Annotated in this window: 21 protein-coding genes and 1 pseudogene; 9 read left to right on the top strand and 13 right to left on the bottom strand. The window is 60.5% G+C overall.

Annotated features, from left to right (window positions below; genetic code table 11):
- Positions 1 to 353: 353 nt before the first annotated feature.
- Both DL86_RS12185 and DL86_RS12180 read right to left on the bottom strand, forming a co-directional pair.
- Positions 354 to 1,061, bottom strand: coding sequence for a peroxiredoxin-like family protein (locus DL86_RS12185; RefSeq protein ID WP_036261880.1), 708 nt, complete (start codon positions 1,059 to 1,061; stop codon positions 354 to 356).
- 135 nt (positions 1,062 to 1,196) lie between these two features.
- Positions 1,197 to 2,015, bottom strand: a complete 819-nt coding sequence (locus tag DL86_RS12180) for a 3-hydroxybutyrate dehydrogenase (protein WP_036261783.1) — start codon at positions 2,013 to 2,015, stop codon at positions 1,197 to 1,199.
- A 203-nt stretch (positions 2,016 to 2,218) separates the two neighbouring features.
- Here DL86_RS12180 and DL86_RS12175 point away from each other — a divergent pair, with 203 nt between their 5' ends.
- The 3 genes from DL86_RS12175 (at position 2,219) to DL86_RS12165 (ending at position 5,025) form a co-directional block, all read left to right on the top strand.
- Positions 2,219 to 3,136, top strand: coding sequence for a LysR family transcriptional regulator (locus DL86_RS12175; protein WP_051953316.1), 918 nt, complete (start codon positions 2,219 to 2,221; stop codon positions 3,134 to 3,136).
- A 154-nt stretch (positions 3,137 to 3,290) separates the two neighbouring features.
- Positions 3,291 to 3,782 (top strand): DUF302 domain-containing protein, encoded by a 492-nt coding sequence (locus tag DL86_RS12170; protein WP_036261782.1) that lies wholly within the window; start codon positions 3,291 to 3,293, stop codon positions 3,780 to 3,782.
- A 55-nt stretch (positions 3,783 to 3,837) separates the two neighbouring features.
- Positions 3,838 to 5,025 (top strand): patatin-like phospholipase family protein, encoded by a 1,188-nt coding sequence (locus DL86_RS12165; protein WP_051953305.1) that lies wholly within the window; start codon positions 3,838 to 3,840, stop codon positions 5,023 to 5,025.
- 358 nt (positions 5,026 to 5,383) lie between these two features.
- Here DL86_RS12165 and DL86_RS12160 read toward each other — a convergent pair whose 3' ends face one another.
- Positions 5,384 to 5,656 carry a hypothetical protein gene (locus DL86_RS12160; protein ID WP_051953303.1) on the bottom strand — a complete coding sequence of 91 codons (273 nt, stop codon included), beginning with the start codon at positions 5,654 to 5,656 and terminating at the stop codon, positions 5,384 to 5,386.
- A gap of 181 nt (positions 5,657 to 5,837) precedes the next feature.
- Between DL86_RS12160 and DL86_RS20130 the strand changes: the two genes are divergently transcribed.
- A complete protein-coding gene (locus DL86_RS20130; protein ID WP_162180431.1) occupies positions 5,838 to 5,984 on the top strand; it encodes a hypothetical protein in 147 nt (48 codons plus the stop codon).
- A 31-nt stretch (positions 5,985 to 6,015) separates the two neighbouring features.
- On the opposite strand, the gene DL86_RS12155 is transcribed toward DL86_RS20130, so the two are convergent.
- The 6 genes and pseudogenes from DL86_RS12155 to tam all read right to left on the bottom strand — a co-directional run bounded on the left by DL86_RS12155 (position 6,016) and on the right by tam (position 11,265).
- Positions 6,016 to 6,339 (bottom strand): peroxiredoxin family protein, encoded by a 324-nt coding sequence (locus tag DL86_RS12155; RefSeq protein WP_036261781.1) that lies wholly within the window; start codon positions 6,337 to 6,339, stop codon positions 6,016 to 6,018.
- Between the two features lie 24 nt (positions 6,340 to 6,363).
- Positions 6,364 to 6,534, bottom strand: coding sequence for a hypothetical protein (locus DL86_RS12150; RefSeq protein WP_156964620.1), 171 nt, complete (start codon positions 6,532 to 6,534; stop codon positions 6,364 to 6,366).
- A 78-nt stretch (positions 6,535 to 6,612) separates the two neighbouring features.
- Positions 6,613 to 7,770 (bottom strand): MFS transporter, encoded by a 1,158-nt coding sequence (locus DL86_RS12145; protein WP_036261777.1) that lies wholly within the window; start codon positions 7,768 to 7,770, stop codon positions 6,613 to 6,615.
- Between the two features lie 171 nt (positions 7,771 to 7,941).
- Positions 7,942 to 8,412: a cupin domain-containing protein gene (locus tag DL86_RS12140; RefSeq protein ID WP_036261775.1), complete on the bottom strand. Its 471-nt coding sequence runs from the start codon at positions 8,410 to 8,412 to the stop codon at positions 7,942 to 7,944.
- Positions 8,413 to 9,057: 645 nt separating this feature from the next.
- Entirely contained in the window at positions 9,058 to 10,356 is a 1,299-nt protein-coding gene (locus tag DL86_RS12135) for an ISNCY family transposase (protein ID WP_036261773.1), read from the bottom strand.
- Positions 10,357 to 10,492: 136 nt separating this feature from the next.
- Positions 10,493 to 11,265, bottom strand: a pseudogene (tam, locus tag DL86_RS12130) (trans-aconitate 2-methyltransferase).
- A gap of 400 nt (positions 11,266 to 11,665) precedes the next feature.
- On the opposite strand from tam, the gene DL86_RS12125 reads away from it, so the two are divergent.
- Positions 11,666 to 13,141 (top strand): sodium:proton antiporter, encoded by a 1,476-nt coding sequence (locus DL86_RS12125; RefSeq protein ID WP_051953301.1) that lies wholly within the window; start codon positions 11,666 to 11,668, stop codon positions 13,139 to 13,141.
- 18 nt (positions 13,142 to 13,159) lie between these two features.
- Here the strand turns inward: DL86_RS12125 and DL86_RS20750 are convergent, their stop codons facing one another.
- Together DL86_RS20750 and DL86_RS19860 are read right to left on the bottom strand one after the other, a co-directional pair.
- Positions 13,160 to 13,267 (bottom strand): hypothetical protein, encoded by a 108-nt coding sequence (locus tag DL86_RS20750; RefSeq protein ID WP_202899204.1) that lies wholly within the window; start codon positions 13,265 to 13,267, stop codon positions 13,160 to 13,162.
- A 265-nt stretch (positions 13,268 to 13,532) separates the two neighbouring features.
- The gene (locus tag DL86_RS19860) at positions 13,533 to 13,892 is read right to left on the bottom strand and encodes a Rossmann-fold NAD(P)-binding domain-containing protein (protein ID WP_156964619.1); all 360 of its coding nucleotides are present in this window, start codon (positions 13,890 to 13,892) and stop codon (positions 13,533 to 13,535) included.
- Between the two features lie 308 nt (positions 13,893 to 14,200).
- Here DL86_RS19860 and DL86_RS12115 point away from each other — a divergent pair, with 308 nt between their 5' ends.
- From DL86_RS12115 to DL86_RS12105, 3 genes are all read left to right on the top strand, one after another.
- Entirely contained in the window at positions 14,201 to 14,827 is a 627-nt protein-coding gene (locus tag DL86_RS12115; protein WP_084572882.1) for a TetR/AcrR family transcriptional regulator, read from the top strand.
- A gap of 63 nt (positions 14,828 to 14,890) precedes the next feature.
- Positions 14,891 to 15,442 (top strand): carboxymuconolactone decarboxylase family protein, encoded by a 552-nt coding sequence (locus DL86_RS12110; RefSeq protein WP_036261769.1) that lies wholly within the window; start codon positions 14,891 to 14,893, stop codon positions 15,440 to 15,442.
- 27 nt (positions 15,443 to 15,469) lie between these two features.
- The gene (locus DL86_RS12105) at positions 15,470 to 15,697 is read left to right on the top strand and encodes a tautomerase family protein (RefSeq protein WP_036261767.1); all 228 of its coding nucleotides are present in this window, start codon (positions 15,470 to 15,472) and stop codon (positions 15,695 to 15,697) included.
- A 123-nt stretch (positions 15,698 to 15,820) separates the two neighbouring features.
- On the opposite strand, the gene DL86_RS12100 is transcribed toward DL86_RS12105, so the two are convergent.
- Positions 15,821 to 16,873 carry a methyltransferase domain-containing protein gene (locus DL86_RS12100; protein ID WP_036261765.1) on the bottom strand — a complete coding sequence of 351 codons (1,053 nt, stop codon included), beginning with the start codon at positions 16,871 to 16,873 and terminating at the stop codon, positions 15,821 to 15,823.
- Positions 16,874 to 17,592: 719 nt separating this feature from the next.
- Here DL86_RS12100 and DL86_RS12090 point away from each other — a divergent pair.
- Complete coding sequence (locus tag DL86_RS12090) at positions 17,593 to 18,378, top strand: DUF6969 family protein (RefSeq protein ID WP_156964618.1); 786 nt, start codon at positions 17,593 to 17,595, stop codon at positions 18,376 to 18,378.
- Positions 18,379 to 18,426: 48 nt separating this feature from the next.
- Here DL86_RS12090 and DL86_RS18755 read toward each other — a convergent pair whose 3' ends face one another.
- Positions 18,427 to 19,065: a TlpA disulfide reductase family protein gene (locus DL86_RS18755; RefSeq protein WP_162180430.1), complete on the bottom strand. Its 639-nt coding sequence runs from the start codon at positions 19,063 to 19,065 to the stop codon at positions 18,427 to 18,429.
- Positions 19,066 to 19,109 lie beyond the last annotated feature (44 nt).

Genomic DNA, 19,109 nt, shown 5'->3' with positions numbered 1-19,109 from the left:
ATACCTGGCTCTCCCCGGTTCGAGATCGGTCCTGGCGCTCCGCTTGGCTGCACGACGCTTCGGCGGCATGCGGGCCCGACGGGAGACCGCTGACGAGACGGCGGTGATCCATTGTCAATGTCGTGTCCATACGCCTAGGCATGACTAACCAGCGTCAACGATGACAGGATCTGCGAAATCAGGGGTTCGAGGAACTATCGAATAGCTATGAACTTCATAGCCTCCGGCTTTCGTTCAGCCAGATCGGGCCGCAAGCAGCCTCGCTGCGATGGTCGAAGCGGTTGCTATTCAGCACTTTTTCAAGACATTGTGCGACTGCGCGGATCACAAATTCGCGGCGAACGGAACCCTCGCTAGCAAGCTTTTAGAGCGTCGACGATGATGTCGATCGCCATACGTTTCCTGTAGTCGGGATCGACAAAGCGGGCTCTGATGATGGAATCGCGGCCGACGACAAAAGTCGCGGGGATTGGCAAGATCCAAGCGTCGTTGCCTTGATAGGGAGCAATGTCCCAACCGGCGTTCTTCATGTACTTCTGCATCTCCTGACCGACAAAAATCGCGAGATTGAGCGAAAGCGCGTAGCCATTGTCGACGTCGGTCAGGATTGGAAACGGCTTTGCCGCGGCGTCCGATTTGAGCGCGGTCGTGAAATGCTGCAAGTCGGGCGTGATGGCGACGATCTGACCGCCGATAGGCTCAACATTGCATTGCGCCTGGGCCAGAGCATTTGTATTGATCCGGCAATAGGGGCACCAATGCCCCCGATGAAAGGACACCGCCACAGGGCCTTTGGCGAGCAGTGCTTCGAGGGTGACGAGACGCCCCTGGTCGTCTGGCAGCATGAAGGACGGCATTGGATCGCCGACAGCCGGAGCCGTGGCGCCAGAACCGTTGAGATTGAGCCGCAAGACAAGCCGGTCCACCGCTTCGGCAAACGCCGGGCTCGCCATGCGAACGGATTCCGCGAAGGATTCAAGACGGGCGCCAAGCGGCGCGTCCAAGTCGCGCGCGCGCTCGAACGCCTCTTCGAGAATCTGGGAAAGCGTCAGTTCTTTCATGCGATGCTTCTCAACGGACAGCGTGGCCCGCCAACCAGCCGACGAGCGCATTGGCCCCGAAGACTATACGCCGCACGCAAATTTGGATAGGGAGCGCATCACGAGCCAAGCCAAGCGCGGCGGATAAGTTAATTTTCATTGCGCCGTCCATCCTCCGTCGATCGGCAGCGCCGCGCCGGTGATGGAGGCGCCTGCCGCGGTGCAGAGGAATAGGGTGAGGGCGCCGATTTGTTCTGTCGTGACGAATTGCCGGGTCGGCTGTGCGTGCAGGAGCACGTCCCTCACGACCTGCTCTTCGGTCAAGCCGCGCGCCTTTGCCGTTTCGGGTATCTGCTTTTGAACCAAGGGCGTCAGCACGTAGCCGGGACAGATCGCATTGACCGTGACGCCATGTTCGGCCATTTCGAGAGCGACCGATTTGGTCAAGCCAGCGACGCCATGTTTGGCCGCGACATAGGCCGACTTGAAAGGCGAGGCGACCAGCGCATGCGCTGAAGCGATATTGATGATGCGGCCCCATTTGCGCGCTTTCATTTCCGGGGCGACCGCGCGGATGGCGTGGAACGCGGCGGAAAGATTGATGGCGATGATGGCGTCCCATTTCGCCGGCGGAAAGGTCTCGACCGCCTCCACATGCTGGATGCCGGCGTTGTTGATGAGGATGTCGACCTTGCCGAAGGTCTGTCGCGCCGCTTCCGCCATTCCTTCGATGTCGGCCGGCATCGACATGTCGGCGGCCGAATAGATTGTGCTTATGCCAAAGGATTGCTCCAGATCCCTGCGGATCCGAGCGATTCCGGCGGCGTCGCCGAAGCCGTTAAGCACGACGTTTACGCCGGCCGAGGCCAAGGCCCGAGCAATCCCCAGGCCAATGCCGCTCGTCGATCCGGTGACGATCGCGGCCTTGCCGGCGAGTTCGCCGCGCACTCCATTGGCCGATTGGGATTTGCTCATAGTGTTCATTGAAAAACTCCACTTGCCATCGACGCCCCGAATTCGCGGTCCGGGGCGCGCCAAATATCCGGCGGCAAGCCTAACGGTGGCGCAAGTGCGGTTGAAATAGCGTTTGCGGCAGGGTTCGATAGCGATAGGCTATGGCGCGGGGCAATGGCGGTGGGCCATTGGGCCGCGAGACTTGAATGGAGGCGGGGGCGCCGATGGAAATGCACCAGGTTCGCTACTTTCTCGCGGCGGCGCGCCTGCTCAATTTCACCCGCGCGGCTGAGGAATGCAATGTCGCGCAGCCCTCGCTCACGCGCGCCATCAAGCAATTGGAGGAAGAATTCGGCGACGATCTTTTCCGGCGGGAGCGCAACCTCACCCATCTCACCGAATTCGGTCGGCGCATGACGCCTTTTCTGCAGCAGTGCCACGACAGCGCCGCCGCCGCGAAAAACCTCGCCTCCTCTTTGAAAAAAGGCGCAGTCGCGCCTATGACGCTCGCGCTTTCGCATTCTCTCGGTCTGTCGCTGTTCGTCTCGCATCTGACCGAACTGAGCCGGGCCTTCGATGGCCTCGAGCTGCGGCTGTTGCGCGGCGCCCGCGACGAGATCGCCGGATTTTTGCGCCAAGGAGAGGCCGACATCGCCCTCGCGGGGCCGCTGGCCGAATCCTGGGACCGGCTGGAATCCTGGCCGCTTTTTTCCGAGCGCGTCCAGGTCGTCGTCGGTAAGACCCATCGGTTCGCGGGACGCAATGCCGTCGAGCCCGAGGATTTCGCCGGCGAGCGCCTGATCGTCCGGTCGTGCTGCGAGGCGACCCGGGACTTCGCCGCGTTTTTGAAAAACCGGCAAATAGGCCCGAAGGTCTCGCATGAAATCGTTTCCGAACATGATCATCTCGTTTTGCTCGAGGCCGGCCTTGGCGTCGGGCTCATGCCCGAAAGCGCGGTTCTGTCGAACTGCCTGACTTTCGCGCCGGTCGAAGGGCTCGAACTCGGCCGCGCCATCGTCATGTATGCCGTGGCCGGACGGAAAAGGTCGGGGGCGGTCGGCGCCTTCATGAATCTCCTCCGGGCGGGTGATTGGCCGGCCGAGATCCGAAAAGGGGCTTCGTCGCGAGTCGAGGCCGCTTGATCGGAAGCGGGGGGCATTCGGTTCCGCGCGGCGATAGCAAACCGCTATCGACTTGAAAGCCACTCTGTATTTCAACTCGGAGCGTCCGTTCGCCATTCTCCGCCGCTGCGCCTCGCGCGACGTCCGCGCGTTGGTTGAATGATCGGAGCGCCCAATGTCGAAACGCCTCAAGCTTGCTGTTTCCGCCCTAGCGATCGCGACGGGGCTCGTTCTGACCGAGCCGGAGGCGATGCCGGCCGACGCCGCGTCGGCCGGCAATGGGATCGTCAGGGTCGAAAGCCAATATGGCGTCGAGGAAGCGATCAGCCGGATCAAGGCGGATGTCGAGAAGAAGGGCATCAAGTTCTTCTCGGCGATCGACCAGGCTCAGCTCGCCGCCGACGCCGGCATCGAGCTTCGTCCCTCGACCCTGCTGACTTTCGGCAACCCGCCGCTGGGCATCCAGTTCCTAACGTCGAACCCGAACGCCGGGCTCGACTGGCCAGTGCGCTTGCTGGTAACGCAGGACGCCAAGGGACGCGTTTGGGCCGTCTATACGGATTTTGCCTGGATCGCGCGCCGCCACCACATCGCGGACCGGGACGGCGCGTTCAAGATGGCCTCCAAAGTCGTCGCCTCGATCACATCGAGCGTGGCCGCCAAGTAAGCTTGGCGCGCTTACGCCGGTAAAATCGAGGAAGCCAGGCTTTGGAGGGGCGACAATGACGCAGGCTCAACCGTTCGATGATCCGGGCAAGGCTGTCGGACGCGCCGGAAACGGCGCCGCCGCGCGGCGGAACATCGCCGATTTCGGCCAGGTCGTCCTTGTGCTGCAAGGCGGCGGCGCGCTCGGCGCTTATCAGGCGGGCGTTTATCAAGCCCTGCACGAGGCCAAAATAGAACCGGACTGGGTGATCGGCACCTCGATCGGCGCCATCAACGCCAGTCTGATCGCCGGCAACGCGCCGGACCAACGTCTGGCGAAGCTCGACGAATTCTGGAGCCGCGTGGCGCATGATCTTGCTTTCGAAGCCGCCTCGTGCGTTCCGGGCGTCGGCCGCGCCTGGGCGAATTGGCTGACCTTGGCGGCCGGAATCCCGGCCTTCTTCAAACCCAATCCGCTGGCCTTTTTTGGAGCGAACGTCCGCTTGCCAGTCGACGCGGCCGGCTATTATTCCACCCTCCCGCTCGAAAACACCTTGTCGGAACTCGTCGATTTCGGGTCGATTCACAGCGGTCCGACGCGGCTCACCGTCGGCGCGGCAAATATTCGGACGGGCGAAATGCGCTATTTTGACAGCCGCGACGAGGCGCTCACGGTGCGCCATGTGATGGCCTCGGGCGCTCTGCCGCCGGCGTTTCCGGCGGTGCGGATCGACGGCGAACTCTATTGGGACGGCGGCATCGTCTCCAACACTCCGGTGGAGGCGATCTTCGACGACGCCCGCCGCCGCGACTCGCTGGTGTTCGCGGTTCATATGTGGAACCCGGATGGGCCAGAGCCGGACAATATCACGGCGATCTTGAACCGCCAGAAGGATATTCAATATTCGAGCCGCGCCATCAGCCACATCAGGCGGCAAAAGCAAATTCACCGCTTGCGCCATATCATCGCCGAACTGGCCATGCGCTTGCCGGAGAACGAACGCAACGCCAACGACACGCGCGATATGGCGAGTTATGGTTGCCTCACCCGCATGCACGTGGTCCGGCTCCTCGCGCCGCCGCTCGAAGGCGAGGACCACACCAAGGACATCGACTTCAGCCGCAAAGGAATCCGCGCGCGCTGGGCGGCCGGTTATGACGACGCACGGCGGGTGATCGAGGGCGCACCGTGGGAAGCGGAAGTCGATCCTATCGAAGGCTTCTACCTCCACGAATGCCGTCCGGCGACCGAGCCGATGGGGTGAGGGACGAGGACGAGCGCGTCATTGCGTTGGAGCGGTGTGAATTTCCTGATCCCGACCTCAATACGTCTCGTTGAACTGCCCGCCAGAGCGCCAGCATACGGCAGTGCCTCCTGCGGCTTCCAAGTTCCGGGATTTGCCTCCCTTACGTCTGGCGCCAGGGAGATGATTTGGAGCCACGCCCGGGGCCGGCGATCTTGGCGCGCCCCGGCCGCCAACGGCCGGATCCATGAGACGCTGATTTCTTCCGCTCACCGCGAAAACGCCATCGCGCTCCATTGGCAAGGCGTCGACCTCTTGTGAAACCGGCGCGCCCGAGCGCCATTGCCGCGCCCGGGACTACCGAAAGATCGACTCTCCCCTAATTTCCGATGTTCATGCTGTGGCCTTCGGCGCGGCTCAGGAGCGCGTTGAGCTCTTCTATGGGAACGAGCGCCATCCGCTTGCCGTCCATCTCGAGGATGTGGACATTCAAGGACCTGTCCTCGCTCAACGGCACTTTCATGGATTTCATATAGTGCATTGCCTCTGTACGGAAAGTTCCTGGTTTTACGGCTTCCGCCAATGCGTAGGGCGCCATGGCGACTGCGATGGTTCCCGCCATTATCGCAGGGAAAAGAAGCTTGCGTTGCATGGTCGTTTCCTTGTTGTCCGATCAATCGTCGCGGCCGGAGCCGTCGTCGGCCCGCACCGACGCATGAACTATGAGCAATCAGCCGACGAAGTTGAAATATCCTTTGGCTTGGACTTCGATAGCGGCCGGCTATCGCGAGGCTCCCCCGGCGCTTTGGACGGGACGTCGTGATCGCAGCCGGATGGGCTATGCGCGCGAGGGCCGCGAGATTTCATCGATCTCCATGCGGGTGCGAAAATCAGGATTGACCAAGCGCGCGATAACGCAGCAGTTTTCGATCGAGCGCGAAGGTCGCTGGAACGGCAGCGTCCAGCTGCCGTTGCCTTGATATTGGCTGAGGTTCAATCCGCACGCTTTCATCAAGTCAATGGCATTGTCGCCGACCCAATAAACGAGCCGGTCGAAAACGCGAACGCGTTGTCGACATCCGATAGGAGGATCAGTTCCTCATCGAGGTCATGCGCCAAAGGCCCCGTCCATGTTTGCGGCTCCGGAATGATCGATACGACTGTCGCTTGAAGAGACGCGAAGGCGGGCTTGGCCTCGATAAGGCCGTGTAGCTCGATTTGGCGGATTGGGCGCAAGTGGCCGCAATGAAAGCTCAAGATCGTGCGGCCGACGCCCGTCAAGTCCTCCAGCGTCACGAGCCTGCCGCTTTGGTCCGGACAGAAAAAAGGAGGCATGGGGTCGCCAGTCTGCGGCGCGCTTTATCCGACCCTGGCCTTGACCAGGCGCGCGACCAGCTGATCATAGACTTCGGCCAAAGGAGCATTGATCTGACCTTGCGCGCCGACAAAAGCGGCGAGGCGTTGACGCATCCGCGTGTCCAGGCAGATGATTTGCGACAGGGCTTCGGCGAGGCTGACGAATGGCTTCACGGCTTGCTCATGGCATTCGACCAAAGCGCGTTTACATTCTTCAGATGAGCCTAAAGACTGTTATTGCCGCCCTTGGCCCTATACCGCCATGCGACCCGACTCGATCGTCAGCCGCGATGTGAGAAACGCCGCCGCCGCGAGCGCGACAGCGATGCCGAGGACGCAGGCCGGCCAGCCGAAATGGTCGAAAATCAAGCCCAGAACCGCCGTACCGGCGAGGCCGCCGCAAAAATAGCTCGCGAGATAGATGCCGCTCGCGGCGCCGCGATCTTTCGTAGCCGCGCGCCCGACGAATCCCGTTGCGACCGCTTGCGCTAAAAACGTTCCAACACCGATCAGAACCATGCCCGCGACCACCGCTTCGAGACGCGGCGCCAACACCAGCGGCAGGCCGAGGCCGGCGAGCCCTAGCGAGCCCGACAAGGTCGGCCGCGTCCCCCAACGGCTGACTGCCCCGCCGGCCAGCGGCGTCGTGACAATGGACGGCGCGAAGACCAGATAGATGAAACCCACGGTCATCATGCCAACCGCGATCGGCGGGCGGACGAGGATGAAATTGATGTAGGTGAAGGTTCCGATGAAGGCAAAGAGGATGCAAAAGCCGATCATGAAGCTCGCTCGGAGCGCACGGTCGCGAAGATGCATCGCGAGCGCGTCGAAAGCGGAGCCCTGCTTCGCCGCGGCCGCCGGCATCGGGGGAGCCCGGTCAATCGTGAAATAGACGAGGATCGCGCCCGCGAGATTCAGGCCGGCGAAGACATAAAAATTAGTGACAAGACCGAAATGGTCGGCGACGCCCGCAGCCATGAGCCTCCCGAATAGGTTGGAGGCGACATTTCCGGTGATGTAGGCGGCGAAGGCGCCCGCTGTCTCGCGCGCGCTGTAATTTTCGCCGAGATAGGCAAGCGTCAGAGTGAAAGCCGACGCCATGCAGAGCCCCTGCGCGATGCGAAGCCCGGCGAAGGTCGACAGATCGGGGGCGTGCGCGAGCAGCAATGTCGGCAAGGCGAGGAGCGCGAGGCTCACGAGGATGCCGAGGCGGCGATCGATCGCGCGGCTGAAAAACGCCACGCCAAGGCTCGCGATCGCCATGCCGAGCGTCGTCGCGTTGACCGCGAGGCCCATCTCTCCGGGACTTACGCCGTAAGCTTTCGTCAGCAGCGGAAGAATGGCCTGCGTGGCGAAGAGATCCACCAGGGTAAAAAAGGCGACAAGTCCGATCATCAGCGCCCGCATGAAGAACGCCAACTGCGAGCGCTCGGAACTTCGATTGGCGCGACCTGCTGGACCAACTGTCGGATATTTTGCTTGATACGGCATTTCACAATGCTCCCGACGAGCTGCCGAGAAAGGGCGACGATTTGGCGCCCGACAATATTCGGGCCCCAAGAGCGCTGCATCGGCAGATCACATGTTCTGATCACGCTCGTCGTGCTGAACGTCGGCGGAGAGCAGCGTGACCGGCGAATGTCCGGCGTTCTTCCACCAATGCGAAGTCGCGCTCGCTTCGCGGGCGACGTCGCCGGCCTTATGCACGATCGGCACGGCGCAATTGCTGGCGTATTCGGTGATTGTCCCCTCGACGATATAGATGATGGCGGGCCGATCTCCGTGGCTATGCCAGGGAACGACGCCTTGCGGCCGCACAACGAGCTTGCGCAGGCGTAGTTTGCGATCGGCGATGTTCGCGGGCTCTTGCGCCAAGTCGATCGCCGCCAGCACCGTGTCGCTGACGCCCTTGCCCGGCGTGGCGACGGGTTTCGTCGCATCCGCTCTGACCTTGTCGGCAGGGCATTGGCCGGCCTCGGCCGAGGTGACGAGCAATGCGGCCGCGCCGGCGAGCAGCGCCGCGGGGAGGAAGAACTTTTGCCTTTTCATTTCTTGATCTCCGGTCTCTGACGCCGAGCCAGGGAATCGGCGTCGGCTCGAATGCAGCATCAAGGAAATGGGAGGCGGGGTGAAATATCGAATGGCTTTCGAGTCGATAGCCAGACGCTATCTGGGGCAGGCCCTTTGCGCTGCGCCGAGCGCCCCAAAACAGGATCAGCGTTTCCGGCCATAGCGCGTCGGCGGAGGCAGGGATACAAGTCTTTCCAACGGGTTGTCAGGGGCGTGTCGGTTCCAGGTTTTCGTTCCGGCTTCCGAATGTGCCGGGTTCGCGAACCGACAGGATCTGATAATTGAAGCGCGTGGGGCGGAGAAAGCCTGTGAAGAAGGGCTTTTGTCGCGCGCTGCAGTTCCAAAGTTTGTGAACCCAATTCGTGAAACCTGGCCTCGGCAATTTCACCAGCGGACCCGGATACGCCGACGCTGCGTCGGATTACAGATTTATGGCACGCTAATGATATACTCTATTGATTTCTCTTAATAATTTCTGTCGCCGCAAATCACAAATGGCGCCGCAGCAGCAATTTTCAAATGACACCAAGCCGTTCTCACAACCTGGGCGAGGGGGCAGCCGCGGCGTAGCTGGTCGGGTTGCGCAGCCGCGGCCGCCCCCGGTCTCGCTCGGCGCCAAAGCCCTCAGCCGACCTTGAACATATGCCGCTCCGCCTGGCCCCTCCGCCGCGGCGCCTTTTTCGAGCGCGCCATGTCGAGCTCCTTCTGCCGCTCGGCCACATAAGCCAGCACTGGGCCAAGCCGCTTATTTTCGACGATTGCCGCCTGGTCGACCTGCTGCAGCCGATCAAACATGCGATAGGGCAAATCCCGACCTTGATGGCTAATCGCCAGGCGGCCATCGGGATAGTCGAAAACCGTCACGCGCTTGCGGGCGAGCGGCCGCGTCACCTCGTTCGGCTCCAGGATGAAGAGAATCTTGTCGTACTGCAGCGTCAGGTTGTTCGAGACCGTGCGCTCCTCCTTCCAGGCGAAAACATCCTCAATCGCCACATTTTCCTGCAGCGGACGATGGGCGTCGGCGGCGGCGAACGGCGGCTTGCCGAACCGCGCGTTATGCGCTTCCAGAAAACCCGGCAGGAACGCATTCGCCGCCTCGAGCGTCGCTACGTTCGCGAGCCGCAGCTCCCTCACCAAGCGGTCTTGCAAGGTCCCGAAAGAGCGCTCGACCCGGCCCTTCGCCGGAGCCGAATTGGCGCAGAGAATATCGATGTTGAGCTCGTGCAGCGCGCGCCCAAACTGAGTCATGCCGTCGCCGCCGGCCGCGTCGCGCTTGTTGACCCGAAAGATGGCGTGCTTGTCCGAATAAAAAGCGATCGGACGCCCATGCTGCTCCACATAGGCTCGGGTCTCGCGCAAATTATCGAGCGTCGATTCGGACGGGACAAAGGCCGCATGGAGAATCCGGCTCGTCGCATCGTCGATATAGACGATCAGCGTGCATTGGGGGCCGCGGTTCTCGAACCAGAAATGTTTTGAGCCGTCGATCTGGATCAGTTCGCCCGTGCGCTCACGCCGGTTCCTGGGCTGATGCACCGAGGGCAGGCGGCGGCGCCGGTCGATCCACAAGCCGTCCTCGATCATCCATTTGCGCAGCGTCTCTCGCGAAACGCGACAGTCGTGAAGCGCGGCGAGCTTCTCGCACGCCAGCGTCGGACCAAAATCAGCGTAATGAGCCTTGACCAGGCCCATCGTCAGATCGCGCACCGCGTCGGGCAGACGGTTGTTGCTCGGCCGTCCGCGGCGCTTGGAAATCAGGCTAGCCCCGCCGTCGGCGCGGAACCCCGCCAATAATCGAAACGCCTGCCGACGTCCCATCCCCAATAGCGCGCAGGCCTCCCGGACTGACATCCGCCCAGCCGCGACATCGAGAAGAACATCAAGCCGCGAAAACTCTTTGTCGCTCATTGACACCACCGCCATCTGGCACGTCCTCCCGTAACTCCGAAAGGAGGGAGAGTGCCATTTCAACCTTGCTGAATGGTGTCATCACAATATTGCGCTTACAATTTCTATTCGCATAATTTCTGTTATGGAACTCATAGGCTCACTATCGGGTTCAAATGCTTCGTCGAGCGACGATGAACAGCGTCGGAAAGGCAAGGAGAACTTTGCCGTCAATTTGCGGCGGGTAAGCCGCGATGATTCGTGCTTCGTATTCTTCGAGAAACCTTCGACGGTGGTCTTGATCAAGCGGAGCGAGAAATGGGCCGAGGCCAGACCCCTTCATCCATTCCACGATTTTTGAAGCGTTATCAAGCGGATGAAAGTAGGTAGTGCGCCAAACATCGATTGAACCGCACGTGGTCGCGAGCATGTCATAGTAATCATTAATCGTGCCGATTCTCGGTCGAGATTTGGCAACCGACATCAGCTTTGCCTTCCATGGTCCATCGGCGGCGACCATGCGCATGAGCGCGCGAAGCGGCTCCTGAAGAGTGTCCGGCATCTGCACGGCGAAGCAGCCACCGACCGTGAGCAGCGAAACCTGCCGCGGAAAAAGTGCTTCGTGGTCAGGCAGCCATTGTAGACTCGCATTGGCGAAGATGACGTCGTAAGGCCTGTCCGGCCGCCAATGGGTTAGATCGATCTCTTCGAAGTTGACGAACGGCAATCTGAGTTTGGCCGCCGCCAGCATGCCAGGCGATTGATCGAGTCCTGTAATGCTCGCCCTAGGAAAGCAATTGACCAGCAGTTCGGTACTGTTGCCCGGTCCACAGCCCATGTCCACACATGTCCGGGGATTCTCATGGGATATTCGGGCCAGGAGATCGATTGTCGCGTGCGCTCCTTTTCAAACTTCAAGTACTGAGTCGCGTCCCAATCTGTCATTTGAGCCTTTACGTACTAAATGTACTGACTATTGGCGACGCGGTCTATCGGGCCGCGACGAAATCGGCGCTGACCCGCTGAGAGCGACATGAAGGCTCCGGACTTTGTCCAACGCTAACCAATTCTACGCGCGCTCCCATCACACTCGGATGTGCGGCGACCCTCGCCTTCGTCAAAGGTTTCGGCATTCGCCGATCTTGCGGTCTCACCGTTCTATTATGCTGCCCACATTTTGTTGACGCCAAACTGCATTTGCTTCACTTAAAGTAGCTCTAGGCAAGATTGCGTCGGAAAGGCGCTGGAATCTCGCTTAGGGCATTCGACTTTGCGTCATTTTTTCGAAAACCTGCGACGAGTTTCCGGAAATAACGCTTAGCAATCAAGGAACGCATAGCTAGACATGGCCGTTCACGCGCCGAAACGCGCAGCGACTGCGGTCGCAGTCGTGGCCGGAGCGGTCACTTTCATGGCGATCGCCAGCCCCGCCGCTGCGACTGAACCGCTCCACGGAGCGCACCTCCCCTGGCCGCTCGCCCTGCCCTTCGCCGGCATTCTGCTTTCGATCGCCTTTGGCCCGCTCGTCGTCAAGGAATGGTGGCATATCCACTACGAGAAGGCGGCAGTTTTCTGGGCAACCCTGACGATCGCCGGCCTCACTTATATTGAGGGTCCAGCCGCGACGGCGGCGGCTTTCGCGCACAGCATGGCGCTCGAATATTTGCCTTTCATTCTCATGCTTTTCGCGTTGTTCACCACGGCGGGAGGCATTTTGATTTGCGGCAGACTTGCCGGCTCACCGGTTCTCAACTGTGCAATCCTCGCGTTTGGCGCTGCGCTCGCCAGCCTTATCGGGACAACCGGCGCTTCGATGATTTTGATCCGGCCGCTCATTCGCGCCAATGAAAGCCGCGGCTTCAATGCGCATGTCGTGGTCTTTTTTATTTTTCTCGTCTCAAACATCGGCGGCGGCTTGACGCCTCTCTGCAATCCGCCGATTTTCCTCGGCTTCCTACGAGGCATCGACTTCTTCTGGACCACGCGCGTTCTTTGGCCGCAGACCTTCTTCGTGGTATCTGTCTTGCTCGCGCTTTTCTTTCTTATCGATTTCTACTTTCATTCCCGGGAAAATGGTTATCCTCTCTGCGATTTTGGGAAATCTCTGGAAGATCCGACTGCGGCGGCTTCCGCCCAAGGCGGTCGTCTCCGCGTCAGCGGCACTATAAATATCTGGCTGATCGCCGTGGCAATCTCCGCCATCATTGTGAGCGGAATCTGGCGCCCCGGCATCCACTTCGACCTTTTCGGTGCGAGGATCGAACTGCAAAACCTGGTTCGCGAGGTGGTCATGATCGGCGTCGGCCTCGCCTCGCTCGCCTTGACGAGCGCGCGGGTGCGGGCGGAAAATAGCTTCGAATGGGAGCCGATCAAGGAGGTCACCTATCTCTTCGCCGGCATTTTCATCTGCATTATTCCCGTCATGGCCATGCTTCAGGCCGGGATGGACGGACCGTTTGCCGGGATTTGTCGACTTCTTACACTTGGGGATGGCGCGCCGAATAATCCTGTTTATTTCTGGGCGACCGGCCTGCTTTCATCCTTTCTCGACAATGCGCCAACTTATCTCGTTTTTTTCGAACTCGCCGGCGGCGATCCGACGACGCTCATGGGCCCGCTGCGCGAAACATTGGAGTCGATTTCTCTCGGCGCGGTGTTCATGGGCGCCAACACCTATATCGGCAATGCACCAAATTTCATGGTCTACGCCATCGCACGGCGCTCTGGCGTGAAGATGCCGAGTTTTCTTGGCTACATGCTCTGCTCCAGCGCGATCCTTCTGCCAGTCTTCGCCGTAGTCACATGGCTGTTCATACCGTAACGCCGCCCGGTGCGATAGTCATGCGCTAGCCCGGGCTGCACTGCGTGTGAACGGGCGAAGCGCGCGCCTACCCATCGCATACATGATCGAAGCGCCAACTTGAACGGTCGGTCCCTCCCGGCCGATCGAGGCAGCGCTGGCTGGGAATGTCCCACGATCCTAGAAGCCTTGAACGCGTGCGACGATCTTTACTTCGACGCAGTCAGCCAGATCCGAATGGATGCTTGGTCCAATGGTCGGATCACTCTCGTCGGAGACGCCTGCTTCTGTCCGTCGCTTTTGGCAGGTGAAGGATCTGCCCTCGCGATGGCGGGCTCCTATATCCTCGCCGGAGAGCTCACGGCGTCGGAGGGCGCCTACGAGGGAGCATTTAGCGCCTACCAAGCGCGATTCAAACCGTACGTTGATGCGAAGCAGGCGATGGCCGAAAAATTCGGCGGATGGTTTGCGCCGAAGACATCGTTTGGCATCTGGCTGCGCAACACGACAACCGTCCTGAGGGCTGTTCCGCAACAGAGATTGAGGATGAACCGATAATCTCGAGATCCGGGCAGCCATCCAGAAACGCCTTGTCGATCCTTTCAGGCGTGAACGCCAAAAGGCCGAACGCATCGCGGCAGCGACCCTTCAGCTCCTCATATGGCCAGGGATCGGACGTCGTGTTGAGTTCCGTGCGGGCGTTACTGTCCAGCAACAGCCGAGTCTCAGGGAAAACTCTGTTGGGCGCCACGATCTTCGGCAGGTCGCGCATTGGCCGACTCCTATTTAAGCTTGCCGCGCATCCAAGCGCCGATCGCGTCGACAACCACAACACAAGCGAGGATCGCCAAGAGGATCGCGGAGACCTGATCGTACGCGATGAGCCGGAACGCAGGCACACACCCTCGTGCGATCGTTTGCAAGATCGAACGACTTGTGCAGATGATCAAGGACTTCGACAAATATCTCGAGCTCAACCAGGGGTCGCCGTGCTCGACGGGCGACTACACGACGGGACATTGCAGCTCGCCGCATGACCTCCAACAATTTCTTCCACTCTCTGGGTCAAATATGTCTTGAATGATCGTTCCATTCTCGCTATGTAAGTTCTCGAGGAGAAGGAAAATGCCGTGGCAGAAGCAGTTCGATGTCGATTGGGTCCTGGACAAGGCCATGCAGGCATTTTGGAGCCGTGGCTATGAGGCGACCTCGATGCAAGCCCTTGTGGACTGCACGGGGATCAACCGCGGCAGTCTTTACGCGACATACGGCGACAAGCACGCGCTCTTCGTGGCGGCCCTGCGCATGTACGATGAGAAGGTGCGCCGCAAGCTTTTGGATGAGGTCGAGGCAAACCATGGCCCGCGTGAGGCCATTCGTCAGCTGTTCCTCGCGTTCACCGCGCCGGTCTCGGAGAGCGGCGGCAATCGCGGCTGCTTCTTGACCAATACCGCATTAGAGCTTGCCGCGCATGATCCGGAAATAGGCCAAATCGTGGCCCATTCGCAGAAGGAAATCGAGGCCTTCTTCCTCCAGATGATCAAGAAAGGGAAAGCGCAAGGTGAAATCGCGCCTCACGTAAAGCCCGTCGAAGCTGCTCGTGGTCTGCTGGCTTCGCTGATCGGGCTTGTGGTGTTGACTCGCAGCCGCCCCGACCGGACATTGCTTTCCTCGATCGTCGATGACGCCATGCGCCGCCTCAACTAATTTTTTTTTTTGGTCATATCTTGAACGATCGTTCAAGATATACCACTAATGGGAGAAAGTGAAATGACCTATGCCGTGCATACTATTGAATCCGCTCCAGAGGCCGCCAAAGGGGCTCTCGTCGATGCAAGTAAAGCCTATGGCTTTCTGCCCAACCTTCTGGCCGTAATGTCAGAGGCGCCAGCCCTTTTGAAAGCATACCGCGCCGCGATGGGCTTGTTCGACGAAACCTCCTTCAATCCGTCCGAGCGGCAAGTCGTACTGCTGACAACGAGCAACGAAAACGATTGTGAATATTGCGTCGCGGCTCACAGCATCATTGCCGCGATGCAGAAAGTGCCGGACGAGGTCGTGCAGGCCATCCGTGAAGGCAACCCGATCGCCGACGCAAAACTAGATGCGCTCCGACGATTCACGGCAAGCGTGGTCAGCACGCGCGGCCGCCCCTCCGACGAGGACACGAAGAGATTCCTGAACGCTGGATACGCGAAGGCGCAGATCCTGGAGGTCGTGCTCGGCGTCGGGATGAAAACGCTCTCCAACTACACAAACCACATCGCCGATACGCCGCTCGATCAGGCCTTCGCCGAGGCGGCCTGGTCGAAGGTTCCGTAACCAACAATCATCAAACGGAGACGACAAATGCCGCTCATTCAGATCAAGGGCGTCGGGGGCTACCTGACGCTCGAGCAAAAGCAAGATATGATCCGCAAGGTCACGGACGCCGTATTGTCCGTGGAAGGCGAAGGCCTGCGAAACGTGACCTGGGTCACCATCGAGGACGTTCAGCCGGGCGCCTGGGGCGTCGGCGGAAATCCCGTCACCGACGAGGACCTGCGCGTCCTTGCGCGGCAAACGGCTTCCGGTTGAGCAATAGCGAATGACGAAAGCTGGTTCAGCTCATCTTCCGGGATTCGAAGCAAGCCGAACGTCATGCGATCTGGTTAACGGAAGCCTGGGATATCCGCGTCTGTCAGGCGCGGATATCCCAGGTCAGCAACAGGCGCTAACCGATCTGGTAGCCTCGATGGGATCGGAGAACGGCGCGGCCAGTCCACAATCGGCGAAGATCCCATAGTGCCGTGTAAAGTCGCCAAAGAAGTCGAAATGTGCGGCGAGCCGGCTTTCCTTTAGCATCCGCCAGGTGTTGCCGCAGACTGGGAACATGCGCCCCGCCTCGATGCGATGATGCTTGTCGAACCGGAAAATTTGTTCGGCGTCGGGAATGCCGCCACGGTAACGCACCGCTTGGCCGTAGTCTTCGCAGGCGGGCTCCAGCCCCGCGAGCTTGAACAGCCGATAGGTTGCCGAGAAAAAGCGGATCGGCGCGACCTTGGCGGCGATTTCCGGGTCTCCCACGGCCAACGGCCGATCCGACGCCAGGCGCGTGTCGAGGAAGCCGGCGGCCTTGGCGAGCATCATGAAGTCGCCCCAATAAAGAGCGCCGGCGAGGCACTCGCCATGCAGCACCGAATCCTGGCGGAGTTCCCTTGGGACGCGACGATCGGCGTAAACGTCCGAAAAGTAGAACTCGCCGCCGGGCTTCAGCAGCCGGTGCGCCGCCGCGAACACGGCCCCCTTGTCTTCGACGAGATTGATCACGCAGTTGGAAACGATCACGTCGAAACTGTTCGGCTCGAAACCCAACTCGTCGAGGCGGGCGATATCGCCGTCGATGAAATCCACCGTGGACTGCGAAAATCCGAACAGCTGGCGATGCGACTCGACGTGCCGGCGCGCTATGGCGAGTTGCTCGGGCGTCGCATCGACGCCAACGACGCGGCCGGCCGGGCCGGCGAATTGCGCCAGGACGTAGCAGTCCTGGCCCGAGCCGCAGCCGAGGTCGAGGATCCTCGCGCCCTCGAGCGCCGGAGGAACGAGCAACCCGCAGCCGAAATACCGCGCCTTCACCTCCTCATGGACGCGGCCGAGCGCCTGGCGCACGCGAAGAGAAGGAGGCTCGGCGGTCGCGCAGGCGTCTGTGCGCAGATCCTGCGAGGTCCCAAGCACCTTGCCATAATAGTCGCGGACATTCTCGAGGCTCATATCGTTCACAGCGATCTCCCTAGCGATTCCCTCGCTCGCGCAAGGGAGGTTCGTCGTACGCAGACTAATGGTTACATCTCGGCAAGGCCGTCCAAAGGAATTTTTCCGACGACAGGTTCTCCCGCGCGGCCGTTTGGCCTCAGTGGAAGAGTGATGATGTTCCGGTGGCGCAGCCCGATAAGGGGCATTGAGCAGCCCGCTCATTGCTCCCACCCGAGATTTTTTTGAGGCGCATCGTAACCTGGGCTCCGCCCAAAACGAATATCAGTTCGGCCGTCATCATCGTGGCGACGGTTGTATGTCCCCTACGGCAAGCCAGCGAGAGCAAAAACGCAAATCGTTGTAACGACCGGCCGCCTCGACAGACCCCGCTTGCGACCGGTCGGCGTTTTGTCGGATGGAACATCGCCAACTCCTACAGGAAAACTCTTATGTTGAAAGAAACTCTCGCCGCCCTTTCTCTTGCAACCGCCGCGGTCGCGGCGGCGCAGGCCGCCACCCCAGCCATTGAGCTTGCTCAAGCAAACCCCTGTTCGGCAAAGCGTAATCCTTGTTCAGCAAAATCAAATCCTTGTGCGGTCAGATCAAATCCTTGCGCCGCTAAATCAAAGCCGCGTGCGGACAAGTCGAACCCCTGCGCTCCGAAGAGATAATTTTCGACTGACGCCGACACTGTCGAGCCCGAACCGACAGTGTCGGCGTTGTAAGGAAGCTAAACGATGGCTTTTGAAGACGTTGGCGCATCGATTCCGTCTTGTAACGATGTCGGGATTGCGCAGCCGCGGACCGCCCTCGTGGGAATGCCTTCGATGGAGCAGCTGCAGATGATGGCTTCGGCCGCCGGGGTTGTCGTCCAAACGATGGCCGAGCTAGCCGCGCGCGGCTCCCAGGTCGTCGCGGATCTGCTGGCAATCTCAGGTGATGGCTTTGTGGAATGGGCCCATTATCCAGCGGATGACGCCCGCGATGCGATGCAGTCCAGCCGATATTTCTATCATGCGCATGCAGGCCCCGGCCGGTTGGCGTCCGAGCACGGCCATTTTCATCTTTTTCTCGACAAGGGCGCGGTCCAGCGGTCCGAGCCCCTCGAAATGGATCCGCTTGATCAGAACCCGAGCACCGCGGATCTCGTTCATCTTGTGGGCATCGTGATGAATCCTTTTGGGCAACCGCTCGCCCTGTTCACGACGAATCGTTGGGTGACGAACGAAACCTGGCATCCGGCGGCCGACGTCATCGCAGCGCTCGCTCATTTTGCGATGAGCTCGCCGGACACGCCAGCCAATCGCTGGATCACGGGGATGATTCGGCTCTTCCGACCGCAGATCGAGGCGCTTCTTTACGAACGCGACCGAGCAGTTGCAGCCTGGGCAAAAGACCATCCGGAGACTTTCGTCCTGGAAGACCGCCGGCTCGAGGTCACGTCGATCATAGCCGTCTCACTCGCCGATCACATCCACGCGCTTGATGAACAGCTGGTGAGGCTAGGGCTTAGCGCCGGGTGAGGAGGCATCCCGGTTTCGGGCGGCGCCACGAAAGATCAGACCCCAAGGCTACCCCATCGTATAATATCGAAGCAAAGCCCGTCCCGTCGACGATGTCCAGTCCGCCTCGCCGACCAGATAGCCGGCGACGCAGCCGTCTCGGTCGATGATGTAGGAGATCGGCAGACCGTACAGGACGAAGGGCGCGGGTCCATTGTCGCCGATGCCTTTTGCTATTTGTCCTCTGGGGTCGAGATATGGCCGCAGACGCTTGATGTTGAGGCGCTCCAAAAAAGGCTGCACCGCCCGGCTTCCTTCCTTGTCGATCGAGATGGCGACGATTTCGAGCGGCTCCGAGCGAACGATCTCTTGAAGTTCGGCGAGGAGCGGCAGCTCTCGCCTGCAGGGCGGGCACCAGGTCGCCCAGAAGTTCACGAGAACGGCCTTGCCGCGAAATCCCGCGAGATCGATCAGCTTGCCGTCGATCCGCTCAAGCCGGATAGCTGGAGCGGCGAGCGCCGGCTCGAAGACTATGAACTGCGCAACCCTCGTCTGGAACGGCGGCGGATCGACGCCCGCGGGAAGCGCCTGACCGGTTCCAGCGGCCAAACCGAGGATGGAGCCGAGCCCTGTCAGGACGGCGCGCCTGGAGGCCTCTCGTTCGATGACCGTTGCCGGCGACTTAAAGGCTGGGGTTCGCGCAGGCATGCCCTGGCTCCAAGAAGAAATTCGCTGACCGCCGCACCAAGCGA

The sequence above is a fragment of the Methylocapsa aurea genome (genome assembly GCF_000746085.1).
In the GTDB taxonomy this organism is placed as follows: Bacteria; Pseudomonadota; Alphaproteobacteria; order Rhizobiales; family Beijerinckiaceae; genus Methylocapsa; species Methylocapsa aurea.
The sequence above is the reverse complement of the archived record's forward strand: the minus strand, read 5'-3'. Positions and strand labels throughout refer to the sequence as shown.